Below are 14,140 nucleotides of genomic sequence, written 5' to 3'. Positions count from 1 at the left end.
GCCGTCACTCGTGTATTGGCCTTTAGCTACTTGCAGTCCTGAGCCGCCAACTCAAGCCGCGACGGCTTGATCGCCGACGCCAGTGGCTTACGCTCGTACAGGAACACTTTGGTGCCGTCCTGGGACTTGTAGGCCTCCAGCACGTCATCGGCGGCAATCTTGCTGGTCAACACCACCTTGGCGTGGCGCGAGTTCTGCGTCACGGTCGAGGTGAAGCCGTACTTTTCAAGCTTGGGCAATACACATTGCACATAGCTTTCGGGAGTCTTGCTGGTTTGCAGGGTTAAGCTCGGCGCATTGGGCGCAGTGATACAACCGGTCAGCAACAACGAAGCAAAAGCCAGGGCCGGGACGAAAAAAGAGCGCATAAACATTCCTGAAAATAACCAATAGGGTTCACATCGATCCGCGCGTCATCCGGCGCGGACCAGGGCCTTGAGCGATGCATCAAACTGCTTCAAGGCATTGAGCTGTACATCACGCTGCTGTTCAATCTGCGCGGCAATTTCCGGGGCCGCCTTGTCATGCACCCAAACCGATGGCACTTGTTTGTGTACCGAGCCTTCGGCCTTGGCGATGTATTGCAGGTCTGCATCATAGAACCGTGCAACAAAACGCGCCTCGACCTGGTCGTTACGCTGGGTCAGCAGCTGGTTATGGGTGTCGAGCATCACCACCACATCAGGGTGCGCCTGCACCAGTTCATCCAGGCTGCTATAGACCGTCACGCTGCGAAAAGTGCCCTGCAATGAATTCATCAGCCAATCAATCGCCAGTTCCGGGTCTGAACTGTTGACGAACGCCTCGCGGATGCGCCCGTCAAGGGCATCCTTGGCGCCGTTCATGGCCATGGCGTGGTAGCGTTCAAGGTAACTGAGGTTGTCGCGGGTGTTTTCGCTGTACAACACCCCCACCGACTGCGCGTGCTGCAGGGAGTCTACGCTACCGGCGAGTGCCAGCAAATGGCCGGTACGCAGATCATCGGCAATTGCCGGATTGGCCAACACCGTCGTGCCAAGCATCAGCATGATTAAACCCAACTGGATCATCGTCCTCATCGCGCATTTCCTTGAACAGCGTCTCGATGGGGTGATTCTGCGCTTTTGGTACAAAAACAGAACTTGCGATCCTTGATGGTGACTATCATTTGAACCGATAGTGTCGAGTATCTCGCGACCTCTATAAAACTATAAGGACCCTGCCATGAAGCCCCACCAGAAAACCTTCGACCGCATCCGCGAAGCCGTATTGCCGGAGTTTCGCGAGCGGGTCGCCGATTACCTGGTCGATTATGAAAACGTGCTGCAGGATCAAACCGCCGATGCCGACCAGCGCTACGCCAGCGCCCAGCAACTGCGCGGTTACCTGCGCGGTTTGAACACCACACGGGTGCTGGGCATGGCGGACTGGGAAGATTTGGACCGACGCGTAGCCCACGAATGGCTGTAAACCCTAAAGCGCCGGGCGCTGCAGGTTGACCCATGCCTGCACCGACGGCCGCTGCCATTGGCGCTGTGCGTAATCCACCAACTCGGCTGGCACACTGTCACCGTTGAGGATCAGACGGTTGAGCATCACCGCCAGGTCCACATCGGCAATCGACCATTGGCCGAACAGGTAGTGGGGATTGCCCGCCAGCAGCGCCTGCGCCGCGCTGATCAGCTTGCGCGCGGCCGCCTCTGCAACGGGCGACAACGGCGGCATCTTCTGCCCGTAAAACACCACCAACGTCGAACGTTCCTGACGGATCGGCAGTAAGTCGCTACGCAGCCACGCCTGCACCTGCCGCGCACTCGCCCGCTTTTTTGGATCAGCAGGGTACACCGGCGTTTCGGGGTAGACCTGCTCCAGGTATTCAGTGATCGCGGAAGATTCCGACAGCGCAAAGTCGCCCTCAACCAACGTAGGCACGCGCTGCGTCACCGAGAGCTGGGCGAAGTCCGCCGCCTGGTTTTGCCCGGCGTCCAAATCCAGGGTGAGCAGGTCGAACGCCAGGCCTTTTTCGCGCAGGGTGACAAACACCGACATCGCATAGGGGCTGGTAAACATCGAATCTACATAGAGGCGCAGCGGGCTCGGGTGCATGGGCGATCTCCTTGAATGGAACCCCACGCTACGAGATCTGCGGCGATAAAGACAATGCAGGGTTTTTATGGGGCCATTCCTGGCGGGAATAGGCCCAATAGTGGCAATATCATAGCGACTCGCTAGTCTGCGAGAACGCTCCGCCATTCAAAAGTGCTCAAGGAAGAACAGCTTATGAAACAAGCAGTTGTCGTCATTCACGGCATCGGTGAACAACGCCCAATGGATACGTTGCGTGGTTTTGTCGAAGCGATGATCCCCGCCGACACCCCCGACGGCACCCCGTTGTACTGGAGCAAACCGGACCGGCTGTCGCGCAACTTCGACCTGCGCGTGCTGAAGTCCTCGGGCCGCACAAGCACGGATTTCTACGAGTACTACTGGGCCCACAAGATGCAGGGCACCAAGCTCGGCCATCTGCTGGGCTGGCTGTGGGACATCTTTAAGCGCCCGCGCCGTGATATCCCCGACGCCATCGTGCCGATTTGGCGCACCACGCGCTGGACGGTGATCCTGCTGTTGCTGCTGATCGCCAGCGGCAGCCTCGCCACCGCCTGGGGAAAATTCGAGCACCACGACAACCCTTACGCCCTGGTGCCGCTGCTGCTCGGCGCCATCGGCCTGGGGCTGCGCTATTCCGCGCTGTCCTACCTGGGCGATGCGGCGCGTTACCTCAGCCCCAACCCGCAAAATGTCGTGGTGCGCGAACAGATCCGTGCCGACGGCGTGGCGCTGCTGCGCGCGTTGCACAACAAGGGCGAGTACGACCGCATCATCGTCGTCGGCCACAGTTTGGGCAGCATGATTGCCTACGATATCGTCGGCTACCTGTGGCACGAACATCACGATCAACTCACCAAAGTCATCCCCAGTAACCGCGAGCTGGCCAACCGGTATGCCCACCACGAACCGCTGCAACCGGTGGTCAAGGATGCGCTGCCAAACGCCGGTGCCGCACTCGACGGCAGCCTGGGCAGCCTCTTGAGGTTTCGCGAACAGCAGACCCAAGCGTTTATCGAGCAACGTGGCCTGGGCAACCCGTGGCGCATCACCGACCTGGTCACCGTCGGCAGCCCGATGGCCCACGCCAGCTTGTTGCTGGGCCGCAGCGTCAGTGACTTCAAACAACGCATGGCACGTCGCGAAGCCCCGGCCTGCCCGCCCACCCAGGACGAAAAGGGCTACGGCTACAACGCCCGCCAGCCAGTGATGCTCGGCGAAAAACCCTTCACCCCACAGTATTTGCACCACGCGGCGGCCTTTGCCGTGACGCGCTGGACCAACCTCTACTTCCCGGCGCCCTACGGCCTGTTTGGCGATATCGTCGCGGGCCCGGTCAAGCCGGTGATGGGCGCCGGCGTGCTGGATTTGCCGGTCACTGTAGGCAAGTGGAAGGGCTGGCTGGCACGGTCGTGGTTCAGTCACACCCACTACTGGAGCGAACGCGGCGGCGCCCAAGGCTACCTCGGTGCACTCGGCAACGATGAACAGGCGATCACCCATGGCCCACGCCCCTCGGCGACCGAAGCATTGCGCTGGGCGGTCGACCTCAAGGGCTTGCGGCGTTATCGCGCGGCAGGCGCCAAGGAAGCCCTGGCACCGGCTTAGCCTGCGAAGCCGCCTTTAACCAGAAACTCACGTTCTTGCGCGGTGGTGGCCCTGGCCAACACCGCGTTGCGATGGGGAAAACGCCCGAACCGTTCGATGATGTTTGCGTGCTCCTTGGCCCAATGGTAGGTGCTGGCATCCAGGCGCTGGTTCAACACCAGCGAGCGCTGCTGATCGGCCGGGTCTTCGGAATGCTCAAACGGCAGATAACAGAACGCTCGCAGCTCGGGCTCGATCAACTGATCCAGCCCGGCATCGAGCATGCGCTGCGCATACAGCCGCGCCAGCGGGTCGGTGGCAAACATGTGCGCCGTACCGCGAAAGGCATTGCGCGGGAACTGATCCAGCAGGATCAACAACGCTAGCGCGCCGTGCGCTGAATCCAGCCAACCTTCCAGCTCGCGCCGAGCGGCTTGCATATGGGTGGCGTAGAAGGTGTCGCGAAACGCTGCGTCGAACGCCGCGTCCTTGGCAAACCAGCGCTTGGGCCCCGCCTGCTTCCAAAATTGAATCACCGCCTCGGCCGGCTGGCCGTTCATGCTTGTCATCATTGCCTCCTATGAGCCTGCAGATTTCATCATTGACGCCGCCAGAGGCGATTAAGTTTCGCCTCCGGCGCCGGGGCTGCACCTAGGGTTAGCCTTTTGGTGTGGGAGCTGGCTTGCCCTGATGCCGGTCGGTTAAGCGGACGCAAAAGCTCAAAGCAGCGAAGATCAAATGTGGGCTGATACACCGAGGTGTCTGCATCGCAGCGGTGCGGCGATCCGACAAGCCAGCTCCCACATTTGGATCTCAATACATCAGGCAGATGGGTGTGCTGCTCAGGCTGTACTCCCACATGCCTACCCTGTGTTAGGCCAGTTCAGCCCGCAGTTGCCGCGCAGCAGTAACCATATGAATCAACGCCGCTTCCGTCTCCGGCCAGCCGCGGGTTTTTAGGCCGCAGTCCGGGTTGACCCATAGGCGCTGCGCAGGAATGCGCTTGGCCGCCTTGCGCAGCAAATTGGCCATTTCCGACGCATCCGGCACGCGTGGCGAGTGGATGTCATAGACGCCCGGGCCAATGTCGTTCGGGTAAGCAAAGGCTTCGAACGCCTCCAGCAGTTCCATATCGGAGCGCGAGGTTTCGATGGTGATCACGTCAGCATCCATCGCCGCAATGGACTCGATCACATCGTTGAACTCGCTGTAGCACATGTGCGTGTGAATCTGGGTTTCGTCGCGCACGCCACAGGCGCACAGGCGGAACACTTCGGTGGCCCAGTCCAGATAGTGCTGCCACTGCGCCCGGCGCAACGGCAGGCCTTCGCGGAACGCGGCTTCGTCGATCTGCACGATCTTGATACCAGCGGCTTCCAGGTCCACCACTTCGTCGCGAATCGCCAGCGCCAGTTGCCGCGCCTGCACTTCGCGGCTCACGTCTTCGCGCGGGAACGACCACATCAGCATGGTCACCGGGCCGGTCAGCATGCCCTTCATCACCTTGTTGGTCAGGCCTTGGGCGTAGCGGATCCACTCCACGGTCATGGCTTTCGCACGGCTGAGGTCGCCGAAGATCACCGCCGGTTTCACGCAGCGCGAACCGTAGCTCTGCACCCAGCCGAAACGGGTGAACACGTAGCCGTCGAGCTGCTCGGCGAAGTACTCGACCATGTCGTTACGCTCAGCTTCGCCATGTACCAGCACGTCCAGGCCGAGGTGTTCCTGCACTTCAACGGCATGCTTGATCTCGCTGTGCATGGCTTCGACGTATTCGGCTTCGCTCAACTTGCCGGCTTTATACGACTGGCGCGCCAGGCGAATCGAGGCGGTCTGCGGGAACGAACCGATAGTCGTGGTCGGAAACAGCGGCAGGTTCAGGCCGGCACGTTGCTTCTCGATACGCTGGGCAAACAGCGACTGACGCTGGCTGTCCTTGGCGGTGATCGCCGCCACACGGGCTTGCACGGCAGGCTTGTGAATCCGTGGCGAGGCCGAACGGGCAGCTTGCACGGCACGGCTTTCCGCCAGGGCGGCGAGCACGTTAGGGGCTTGCGGTGCGTTGACGGCCTGGGCCAGCACCGCAACTTCCGCGCACTTCTGCACGGCGAAGGCCAACCAGCTTTTCAGCTCGGCATCCAGCGTGTCTTCGCGGCCCAAATCAACCGGGCTGTGCAGCAGCGAGCAAGACGGCGCGACCCAAAGGCGATCGCCCAATTTCTCATGCGCGTGCTGCAAGGTCGCCAGGGCTTTTTCCAGGTCGCAGCGCCAGACGTTACGGCCATTGACCACGCCCAGGGACAACACCTTATACGCCGGCAAGCGGTCGAGAATGGTCGGGTACTGGTCCGGTGCACGCACCAAGTCGATGTGCAAACCATCAACCGGCAGGTTGGCGGCTAGGCCGAGGTTCTCTTCCAAACCGCCAAAGTAGGTGGCCACGAGTTTTTTCAGCGGGTCGCGCTGGATCTGGTTGTAGGCGCGCTCAAAGGCGTTTTTCCAGTCTTGTGGCAGGTCGAGCACCAGGATCGGCTCATCGATTTGCACCCACTCAACGCCCAAATCCGCCAGGCGCTGGAAGATCTGGCCATACAACGGCAGCAGGCGGTCAAGCAGGTCTAGCTTGTCGAAGTCGCCGCCCTTGGCCTTGCCCAGCCACAGGTAAGTCAGCGGGCCGATGACCACGGGCTTGACGTTGTGGCCCAGGTCACGGGCTTCTTTAACCTCTTCGAACAACTGCTCCCAACCCAGTTGGAATTGCTGGTCGGCGCTGAACTCAGGCACCAGGTAGTGATAGTTGGTATCAAACCACTTGGTCATTTCCTGGGCGTGGGCACCGCCGCAGCAGCTGTCGCTGACACCACGGGCCATGCCGAACAGGGTCTGCAGCGTGGTGTTGCCATCGGCTGGGCGGAGGCGTTCAGGGATCACACCGAACATCAGCGAGTGAGTCAGGACTTGGTCGTACCAGGCGAAATCACCGGCCGGTAGCAGCTCGATACCGGCTTGTTTTTGCAGTTCCCAGTGCGCCTTGCGCAAGTCACGGCCCACGGCACGCAGGCCGGCCTCGTCGAGCTCGCCCTTCCAAAACGCTTCCTGCGCTTTTTTCAGTTCACGATCGCGTCCAATGCGCGGAAATCCAAGGGAATGAGCGACTGCCATGACTTACAACTCCAATGTCGATATTGATGGCAGCCATTGTCGACACACACTCATAGTGAGACAAACTCATTTTACTCTAGACGATCACGAGAACCACTCATGTTGCCATCACGTGTAGATAGAACGCGTGAAACATGAAATACGCACACGCTGCCAGCGCCAAGCCCATGCAACGATTGAATACGGTAAACGCCGACGCCCCGTTAATCCGCCGCCCCAGCACCGCGCCCAGCAAGGCGTAGACCCACGGCGCACCGACTGCGCCCAGCCCCAGCAAGGCCGAAACCCCGGCGATGGACGCCCCGGTAACATGCGCCGCCGGCAACATCACGCTGGTAATCGGCAACACCGCCACGATGCCTTTGGGGTTGAGCAACTGAATCACCAGGCCATTCCAGAACGTGAGGGCCTTGGTCGGCGTGCTTGAAGACGCTTCAACCACCGTGCGGCGGTGAACACTTGATAGGCGAGGTACAGCGTGTACACACCGCCGACCAGTGAGATATACGGCAGCGCCGCCTGGGAAACGATCGCCTCGCCGGTGTAGCCGAACAGCACGAACATCAGCAGCATCGCGCAGCCCACGCCAATGTAGAACCCACTGCAGCGGCGCAATTTACCGGTGAGCCCGGCGTTCAGGCCCATCAAGTTCACAGGGCCCGGGCTGTACATGACACTGAAGGCGTAGAGGAAAATGTCCATGAAAAAACCTGCCGTAGAAGAAGTCCGCGAGTCTACTGAGGCGGTTTACGCTGAATCTTGTACGTTTGTAGTTCAGCGTTGTACCTGTTGTGCGAACCACGCCATGACCACGGCACACCCTGCGTGGGACGCCGCCATCGGTTGCAAGCACAGCGCATACACCCCGCCCGTCTCCAACGGCTCACCCAACGGCACCACCAGCACGCCGCGCTCGATGGATTCAGCGGCCAGGCTCAAGTCGGTCATCGCCACACCCAGCCCGCGCGCGGCGGCGTCCAGCGCCAATTCATCGAGGTTGAAGGGAATGTGCCGGTAGTCCTCCAGTGCACCGGCGCCGTTGGCGGCAAGCCATACGCGCCAGTCTTGCTGGTCGACCGAGCGGTGCAGCAGCGCCACGGTGCGCAGGTCAGCAAGGGTTGCCAACGGCTTCAGGCTGGGCGCACACACCGGTACCAGTTTTTCCTGGAACAGCGTGAGGCACGTCGGATCAGTGGGCGGCGTGGGCAGGTACTGAATGTAGGCATCGCTGTCGCCGGCAGGCTCGACCACTTCCGTGGCGACGGTCTCGATGGCCAGGGAAATGTCCGGGTGCAACCGGTAGAAATCGCTCAACTTGGGCAGCAGCCAGCGCACGGCCAACGACACATGCAGGCGAATGCGGAACGGGCGTTTGTGCGGCGAGATGCGGTCCTCCAGCGCCTTGAGTTGCGCGAGGATACTGCGTGCGAAAATCAATACCTGCTCGCCTTCAGCCGTCAGCTGCAAACGGCGGCTGGTGCGCGTGAACAGCGCCACACCGAAGTGGCTTTCCAATTGCTGCACCTGGCGACTGACCGCGCTCTGGGTCAGGCACAACGTGTGCGCAGCCTGGGTGAAACTGCTGCTGTCGCTGACTGCCACCAACGCCTGCAGACCTTGCATCGACGGTACGTGACGAAGCTTATCCATGCGCTTTCCGAATAGCTGGATGATTTTATAGCGTTGGTTGTACCACCCAAGTCCCTATAAATTCCAGCCATCGACTTAAATCATCCATGCGATCAACGCATGCAGCCGAGGTAAACGTGGACAATATCTGTGGCTGGATCGCCCAAACCCAACCCCTGCCCGCCCGCAGCGCCTTGAAAGGTACACAGCAGGCCGACTGGCTGGTGATCGGCGCGGGTATCACCGGGCTCTGCGCGGCTCACAGCCTGGCCGAGTTGCACCCCGATGCACGTATCGTGATCGTCGACCGCCAATGCGCGGCGCAAGGTGCCTCGGCGCGAAACTCCGGGTTTGTGGTGGCGCACGAACACCCGACCGAAAGCGAGTTGCTGGGCAATGTGGGCTTCGACGGTTTTGAGGTGGACACCGCGATCTCCCGCGCGGCGAGCGACGAGGTGCGCCAACGCATTGCTCGCCATGCCATCGACTGCGACTATCGCGACAACGGTTACTTCTTCGCCGTGCATGACGCCGATAAGCTCGATCACGTCGACAGCAAACTCGCCACCTTGCTCGCCCTCGGCGCTTCTGCACAATTTCTGCAAGGCGACGCGCTGCACCAGAAGCTCGGCACCGCGCATTACCAGGCCGGGATCTGGTGCGGCAATGGCAACGCCCTGCTGCAACCGGCCAAGTACGTGAAGGGTTTGCTGGCGGCGTTACCGGCCTCGGTCAGCCTGTTTGAACACACCGACATCAGCGGCCTTGAGCGCATGGGCAACGGCAGCATTCGCGCGACCAGCCCTGGCGGCAGTATTGAAGCGCGGCACGTGCTGGTGTGCCTGAACGCCTTTGTGCCGCGCGTAGGCCTGGACCACAGCGCCACGTTCCCCATGGAACTCAGCGCCAGCCTCACCCGCCCGCTGACGGACAAAGAATGCGCCGCCGAGCCCTGGGGCGTGCTGTCCACGCGACCACTCGGCGCCACGGTACGTCTGACGCCGGACCGGCGCGTGATGATCCGCAACACCGCCGAGTACCGCACCCGCGACTTGTCCAACACCGACTTGCTGCAACGCCGCCAGCACCATGTGCGGGGTTTGCAACGACGCTTCCCGTGGCTCACCGAACAGGACATCCACTACACCTGGACCGGCCACCTCAGCGCTTCGCGGTCGGGCCAACCGTACTTCGCCAAGGTCGAAAACAACCTGTACGCCATCGCCGGGTGCAACGGTTCCGGCGTGGCGCGCGGCACCTTGTGGGGCCGGCTGATGGCGCAGTGGGCCTGCGGGCACAGCTCGCCGTTACTGCAATCGGTCATCCAGCGTGCGCAACCGGGCTGGTTGCCGCCGCGCCCGCTGTTCGACCTTGGCGCCCTGCTGCGCATGCGCATCGAAGCGGTGCGCGCCCGTTCAGAAATCTAAAACAAAAAAGGTGAATGCAATGCACATCAAGCGATTGTCTGTGGCGGTGATACTCGGCGCGTTGTCGGCGGCCAGCCACGCCGCTGAAGAAGTGAACATCTCCAACTGGAACGGCTATATCGCCGACGACACCCTCACCAATTTTACTCAGGCCACCGGCATCAAGGCCACCTACGACATTCATGACAGCAACGAAGTGCTTGAATCGAAGTTGATGACCGGCAACACCGGCTACGACGTGGTCAGCCCTTCCAACCACTTCTTGTCGCGGCTGATCAAGGCCGGCGCGATCCAGAAGCTCGACCGCAGCCAGTTGCCGAACTGGAAAAACCTCGACCCACTGCTGATGAAAAAACTCGAAGTCAACGACCCGGGCAACCAGTACGGCTTCCCCTACATGTGGGGCACGGCGGGCATCGGCTACAACGTCGAGAAGATCAAGGCGATCTTCGGCAACACCGACGTCACCCGCTCGTGGAAGATGTTTTTTGACGAAGACACAATCAAAAAGCTCAGTACCTGCGGCGTGGCAATCATCGACAACCCCACGCAGATTCTGCCCATCACCCTCAACTACCTCGGCCTGCCTCACCACAGCCATGAACCCGCCGACTATAAACAGGCCGAGCAGGCACTGTTGAAGATCCGGCCCTACGTCCAATACTTCCACGCGTCCAAGTACATCAGCGACTTGGCCAACGGCAATATCTGCGCGGTGATCGGTTTCAACGGTGACGTAGTGCAAGCGGCTACGAGCGCAAAAGAAGCCAACAATGGCATTCAGATCGGCTACTCCATCCCCGAAGAAGGCTCGACGCTGTGGCTGGACATGGTGGTGATGCCCAAGGCCGCGCCCCATGAAAAGAACGCCTACGCCTACATGAACTACCTGCTCGAGCCCAAGGTGATCGCCAACATCAGCAACAGCATCCACTACGCCAACCCCAACAGCGCGGCGGATGAGTTCCTCACTCCTGCGGTTAAGCAGGACCTGGCGATCTACCCGCCGAAAAGCGTGATGGACACGTTGTTTATCGTCGAAGACCTGCCCCCGGCCATTGCACGGCTGGCTACCCGGCTGTGGACCAAGTTGAAGACCAACACCTAAGCGCACCTGCCACAGAAAACCTGCGTGCCACGACAACTCATTCACCACAGCCTCTGCGCGCTGAAATAAACTAGGGTGGTACTTCTTGGGAGACCCACCAACATGGATGCAGTGACTCAAGGCAGTTGCCTATGCGGTGCTATCAACTATCAGGTTTCGACTCGATTAAAAGCCGTCACCCATACTCGCCAATTCTGTTCACGGTGTGGATCATCGCTATTCTGGTCTGATGCCAATGGGCTTTACCGAGGATGGGTTTCCATCGCACTCGGCACGCTAGACACGCCTTTTGTTGCGCGCAATCAGGCGCACAGCTGCCTTGAATCCAAGGCTGCCTGGTTTTGCGAGGACTCTGTATGACACCGGCCAGCGAAGCCTTTTCGATACGCAAGCTCGAAGAGCTTCCCGAGCAGCTCCGTGAGCTGGAAGCGCAGGCCGTTGCCGAAGGGTTCAGGTTCCTGACGCGGCTTATCACCGAGTGGGAAAACTGCACAAATCGGTTTGACCAACCGGGAGAGTGCCTTGTAGGCGTCTTTCGTCACGGCCAATTGCTTGCAGTTGGCGGTCTTTCCCGCGACCCATACGCAGGTCCAGAAACCGGCCGGCTAAGACGGATATACGTTGATCCAACGATGCGCAAGCGTCGTATTGGTGGGGCGTTAGTCAGCTATTTACTGGAATACGCCGCTAAACAGTTTCAAGCAGTGCGTCTTTCCACGGAGAGTCCAAGCGCCATGAAGTTTAGTGTTGATATTCATGCGCAAGGGCGCCGTTGGATTCTGCTGGGTTGCAGCAGCGATTAAGCGTAAGCCCCAAGGGTGAATTGGGGCTCAAGCGACTTGACGACTTACATCAACGGAATCGAATAACTCACAAACACCCGATTCTGATCCTGGTCCCGCGCCACTTCACTGCGCGACACGCCGTTACGCCAGCCGAACCCGACGTTCTTGAACGTGCCGCTTTGCACCACGTAATCCAGGGAGATATCCCGTTCCCATTCGCTGGCCGTGTTGCCAGCGGTGGTGAGGATATGGTCGCCTTTCAAGTACATTACCGACGCCTTAAGGCCCGGCAGGCCCAGTGCGACGAAGTCGTAGGCGTATTGCGCGAAGACGGTGCGTTCGCCGGCCTGGATGAAGGTTTGCACGGTGCAGTCGGTGTAGAGGTACAGGCTGGAACCGCCCTCGCCTTTGTTGACCAGGCCGCCCTGGTTGAGTTGGGCGAAGTTGCTGTCGTCGGAGACTTGCTGGTAACCGGCAGTGATCGCGTGTGGGCCCAAGGAGTAGATAAACGCGGCACTCCAGGTGTTGTTGTCGATTTCACCACTGCCGTTCTTGGTGTAGCCGCTGAATTTATACCCTTCGGCACGCCCGGCGGCGTTGCTGTTTTTGCCGTCTGCGGTGGTCTTGAAGTAACGCAGGTCGGTTTTCAATGAGCCGTAGTCGCCAAGCGGCAATACATGGATCAAACCGGCAAAGTGCTGCTGGTAATAGTCTTCGAGGTTGGCGTAGTAGTACTGGACCAGCAGGTCCTTGTTCACTTGATAGTCGGCACCTGCGTAGTTGAATTTGTTGCTCTCTTGGGTGCCGCCCGCCGCCGCCAGGCCACTGCGATCGCTGGAGCCACGGCCGGTGGTGTGCTGCAGCTGGCCGCCGATCAGGGTCAGGTTGTCGATGTCTTTACTGGTGACCTGCCCGCCCTCGAAGGATTGCGGCAACAGGCGGCCATCGTTGCTCACCAGGATCGGCAGGTTTGGGCGCAGGTAGCCGTAGCGCAGCTCGGTCTTGGCAACACGCGCCTTGGCCGTCGCGCCGCCACGCGCCCAGCTGTCGGCGGCCTTGCCGTCAGCGGTGGGGATCATCGAGCTGCCCACATGGCGGCCGGCGCCGCTGTCGAGGGTCACGCCGAGCATGCCGACGGTATCCAAACCAAAGCCGACAGTGCCATCGGTAAAACCCGACTGGTAGTTAAGGATAAACGCCTGGCCCCACTCTTGAGTCTTCGACGGTGCAGCGGCGCCGTCGCGGTTGTCGTTATTGAAGTAGAAGTTGCGCATGTTCAAGTTGGCTTTGCTGTCGCTCAAGAAATCAGCCGAGGCCAAGGGGCTCAGGGCAATACCCAGGCCGCCGGTCAATACGCTTAATACATTCAAAGTGGCTTTCATCAGGACGAACTCCGGCGCGGAATCCAAGTTCCGGGCGCTTAAAAAAGGCAGCAGGATGCACGCGGCCAACTTGGGCTGGCCGCCGCGTTAACGAACGTTTAAGTGCTTAGTTGAGTGAAGTGAACCTCCGTAAAACCTCAGTCAATCAATCCATGAGCGTCATAAAACGGATACGGCCCCGGGTAGTCCCCGAACACGCCGTTGTGGCTGATCACACCCTGCTGCTCATCCCAGCGGTGCAGCAGATAACCTGCCGGCTCCAAGTTGAAATGCGCGGGCGCGGCGTCTTGCAGGTCGAGCACGATCTGGTGCGAAGTGCCGGGGCACACGCAACTCAAGCTGCCGCCAAAGCGCCGTTGCATCGGCCGATGCAGATGCCCGCACAGCAGGCGTTCCACTTGCGGGTGACGGGCGATGACGCGCTCCAGGGCGGCGGCATTGATAAAGGGTTCGCGGTCCATATGGCCGATACCGCTGATAAACGGCGGGTGATGCAGGATCAGCAAGGTCGGCGCCTCAGGGCGCAACGCCAATTGGTCGTCAAGCCACTGCAACTGGCTGTCGAGCAGTTGGCCCCCGTGACCACCGGGAATGGTCGAATCGAGACCGATCAGGCGCAGCGGATGCTCCTCCACCACCCAATCCAAAGGGCCGTCTGGCGACGCTGGCAAATAACGGTGATCACCAAAAGCATCCAGTAACGGCCCACGCGTGTCGTGGTTGCCGGGCACCAGGTAGCAAGGCATGTGCAGGCGCGCCAATTCCGGATGCAGCACGGCGTATTCATCGGCGCGGCCGAAGTCCACCAGATCACCGCTGATCACCACAATATCGGGCCGTGGGTAGCTGGCGTTCAGGTAGTCGACGGCACGGCGCAGTGCGCCCAACGTATCCACCACGCCATAGGTCAGGCGGTTGCCGGCTTTAAGGTGCAGGTCGCTGATCTGAGCGACAAGAAACGGACGGTTCAAAATA

General features: G+C 60.4%; 14 protein-coding genes and 1 pseudogene. 6 read left to right on the top strand and 9 right to left on the bottom strand.

Annotated features, from left to right (window positions below; all coding sequences use genetic code 11):
* Positions 1-26: 26 nt before the first annotated feature.
* Together GJU48_RS10800 and GJU48_RS10795 are read right to left on the bottom strand one after the other, a co-directional pair.
* Positions 27-368: a hypothetical protein gene (locus tag GJU48_RS10800; RefSeq protein WP_094953294.1), complete on the bottom strand. Its 342-nt coding sequence runs from the start codon at positions 366-368 to the stop codon at positions 27-29.
* Between the two features lie 45 nt (positions 369-413).
* Positions 414-1,058: an ATPase gene (locus GJU48_RS10795; RefSeq protein WP_094953296.1), complete on the bottom strand. Its 645-nt coding sequence runs from the start codon at positions 1,056-1,058 to the stop codon at positions 414-416.
* A gap of 145 nt (positions 1,059-1,203) precedes the next feature.
* Here GJU48_RS10795 and GJU48_RS10790 point away from each other — a divergent pair, with 145 nt between their 5' ends.
* On the top strand, positions 1,204-1,449 hold the full coding sequence (locus tag GJU48_RS10790) for a hypothetical protein (protein WP_094953298.1): 246 nt from the start codon (positions 1,204-1,206) through the stop codon (positions 1,447-1,449).
* A 3-nt stretch (positions 1,450-1,452) separates the two neighbouring features.
* On the opposite strand, the gene yfcF is transcribed toward GJU48_RS10790, so the two are convergent.
* A complete protein-coding gene (gene yfcF, locus GJU48_RS10785; RefSeq protein ID WP_094953300.1) occupies positions 1,453-2,085 on the bottom strand; it encodes a glutathione transferase in 633 nt (210 codons plus the stop codon).
* A gap of 174 nt (positions 2,086-2,259) precedes the next feature.
* On the opposite strand from yfcF, the gene GJU48_RS10780 reads away from it, so the two are divergent.
* Positions 2,260-3,693: an alpha/beta hydrolase family protein gene (locus tag GJU48_RS10780; protein WP_094953302.1), complete on the top strand. Its 1,434-nt coding sequence runs from the start codon at positions 2,260-2,262 to the stop codon at positions 3,691-3,693.
* Here GJU48_RS10780 and GJU48_RS10775 read toward each other — a convergent pair.
* The 4 genes and pseudogenes from GJU48_RS10775 to GJU48_RS10760 form a co-directional block, all read right to left on the bottom strand.
* Positions 3,690-4,232: a DUF924 family protein gene (locus GJU48_RS10775; RefSeq protein ID WP_371917711.1), complete on the bottom strand. Its 543-nt coding sequence runs from the start codon at positions 4,230-4,232 to the stop codon at positions 3,690-3,692. The two genes, GJU48_RS10780 and GJU48_RS10775, sit on opposite strands and share 4 nt — an antisense overlap.
* A gap of 313 nt (positions 4,233-4,545) precedes the next feature.
* Complete coding sequence (gene metE, locus GJU48_RS10770) at positions 4,546-6,834, bottom strand: 5-methyltetrahydropteroyltriglutamate--homocysteine S-methyltransferase (protein ID WP_094952711.1); 2,289 nt, start codon at positions 6,832-6,834, stop codon at positions 4,546-4,548.
* Positions 6,835-6,931: 97 nt separating this feature from the next.
* A pseudogene (locus tag GJU48_RS10765) lies at positions 6,932-7,536 on the bottom strand (LysE family translocator).
* A gap of 72 nt (positions 7,537-7,608) precedes the next feature.
* Positions 7,609-8,484 (bottom strand): LysR substrate-binding domain-containing protein, encoded by an 876-nt coding sequence (locus tag GJU48_RS10760; RefSeq protein ID WP_094952710.1) that lies wholly within the window; start codon positions 8,482-8,484, stop codon positions 7,609-7,611.
* Between the two features lie 116 nt (positions 8,485-8,600).
* Here GJU48_RS10760 and GJU48_RS10755 point away from each other — a divergent pair, with 116 nt between their 5' ends.
* The 4 genes from GJU48_RS10755 to GJU48_RS10740 all read left to right on the top strand — a co-directional run bounded on the left by GJU48_RS10755 (position 8,601) and on the right by GJU48_RS10740 (position 11,801).
* Positions 8,601-9,890: an NAD(P)/FAD-dependent oxidoreductase gene (locus GJU48_RS10755; RefSeq protein WP_176462987.1), complete on the top strand. Its 1,290-nt coding sequence runs from the start codon at positions 8,601-8,603 to the stop codon at positions 9,888-9,890.
* A gap of 19 nt (positions 9,891-9,909) precedes the next feature.
* Positions 9,910-10,998, top strand: a complete 1,089-nt coding sequence (locus tag GJU48_RS10750; protein ID WP_094952708.1) for a polyamine ABC transporter substrate-binding protein — start codon at positions 9,910-9,912, stop codon at positions 10,996-10,998.
* A gap of 102 nt (positions 10,999-11,100) precedes the next feature.
* Positions 11,101-11,358 (top strand): GFA family protein, encoded by a 258-nt coding sequence (locus GJU48_RS10745; RefSeq protein ID WP_155295986.1) that lies wholly within the window; start codon positions 11,101-11,103, stop codon positions 11,356-11,358.
* On the top strand, positions 11,355-11,801 hold the full coding sequence (locus tag GJU48_RS10740; protein WP_155295985.1) for a GNAT family N-acetyltransferase: 447 nt from the start codon (positions 11,355-11,357) through the stop codon (positions 11,799-11,801). Before GJU48_RS10745 ends, GJU48_RS10740 begins: the two co-directional genes overlap by 4 nt.
* A gap of 44 nt (positions 11,802-11,845) precedes the next feature.
* On the opposite strand, the gene GJU48_RS10735 is transcribed toward GJU48_RS10740, so the two are convergent.
* Together GJU48_RS10735 and GJU48_RS10730 are read right to left on the bottom strand one after the other, a co-directional pair.
* Entirely contained in the window at positions 11,846-13,165 is a 1,320-nt protein-coding gene (locus GJU48_RS10735) for an OprD family porin (protein ID WP_094952704.1), read from the bottom strand.
* Positions 13,166-13,302: 137 nt separating this feature from the next.
* On the bottom strand, positions 13,303-14,136 hold the full coding sequence (locus GJU48_RS10730) for a phosphodiesterase (protein ID WP_094952703.1): 834 nt from the start codon (positions 14,134-14,136) through the stop codon (positions 13,303-13,305).
* Between the last annotated feature and the right edge of the window lie 4 nt (positions 14,137-14,140).

This window comes from Pseudomonas sp. IB20 (assembly GCF_009707325.1).
Classification (GTDB): Bacteria; Pseudomonadota; Gammaproteobacteria; order Pseudomonadales; family Pseudomonadaceae; genus Aquipseudomonas.
Note: the sequence above shows the minus strand (reverse complement) of the source record. Positions and strands in the feature narration are given on the sequence as shown.

What these genes read in the sequence shown, in the direction of transcription:
- GJU48_RS10775 (WP_371917711.1), bottom strand. Translation starts at nt 4,232, where the DNA reads ATGAACGGCCAGCCGGCCGAGGCGGTGATTCAATTTTGGAAGCAGGCG.
- GJU48_RS10740 (WP_155295985.1), top strand. Translation starts at nt 11,355, where the DNA reads ATGACACCGGCCAGCGAAGCCTTTTCGATACGCAAGCTCGAAGAGCTT.
- GJU48_RS10790 (WP_094953298.1), top strand. Translation starts at nt 1,204, where the DNA reads ATGAAGCCCCACCAGAAAACCTTCGACCGCATCCGCGAAGCCGTATTG.
- metE (WP_094952711.1), bottom strand. Translation starts at nt 6,834, where the DNA reads ATGGCAGTCGCTCATTCCCTTGGATTTCCGCGCATTGGACGCGATCGT.
- yfcF (WP_094953300.1), bottom strand. Translation starts at nt 2,085, where the DNA reads ATGCACCCGAGCCCGCTGCGCCTCTATGTAGATTCGATGTTTACCAGC.
- GJU48_RS10735 (WP_094952704.1), bottom strand. Translation starts at nt 13,165, where the DNA reads ATGAAAGCCACTTTGAATGTATTAAGCGTATTGACCGGCGGCCTGGGT.
- GJU48_RS10795 (WP_094953296.1), bottom strand. Translation starts at nt 1,058, where the DNA reads ATGAGGACGATGATCCAGTTGGGTTTAATCATGCTGATGCTTGGCACG.
- GJU48_RS10750 (WP_094952708.1), top strand. Translation starts at nt 9,910, where the DNA reads ATGCACATCAAGCGATTGTCTGTGGCGGTGATACTCGGCGCGTTGTCG.
- GJU48_RS10760 (WP_094952710.1), bottom strand. Translation starts at nt 8,484, where the DNA reads ATGGATAAGCTTCGTCACGTACCGTCGATGCAAGGTCTGCAGGCGTTG.
- GJU48_RS10780 (WP_094953302.1), top strand. Translation starts at nt 2,260, where the DNA reads ATGAAACAAGCAGTTGTCGTCATTCACGGCATCGGTGAACAACGCCCA.
- GJU48_RS10745 (WP_155295986.1), top strand. Translation starts at nt 11,101, where the DNA reads ATGGATGCAGTGACTCAAGGCAGTTGCCTATGCGGTGCTATCAACTAT.
- GJU48_RS10800 (WP_094953294.1), bottom strand. Translation starts at nt 368, where the DNA reads ATGCGCTCTTTTTTCGTCCCGGCCCTGGCTTTTGCTTCGTTGTTGCTG.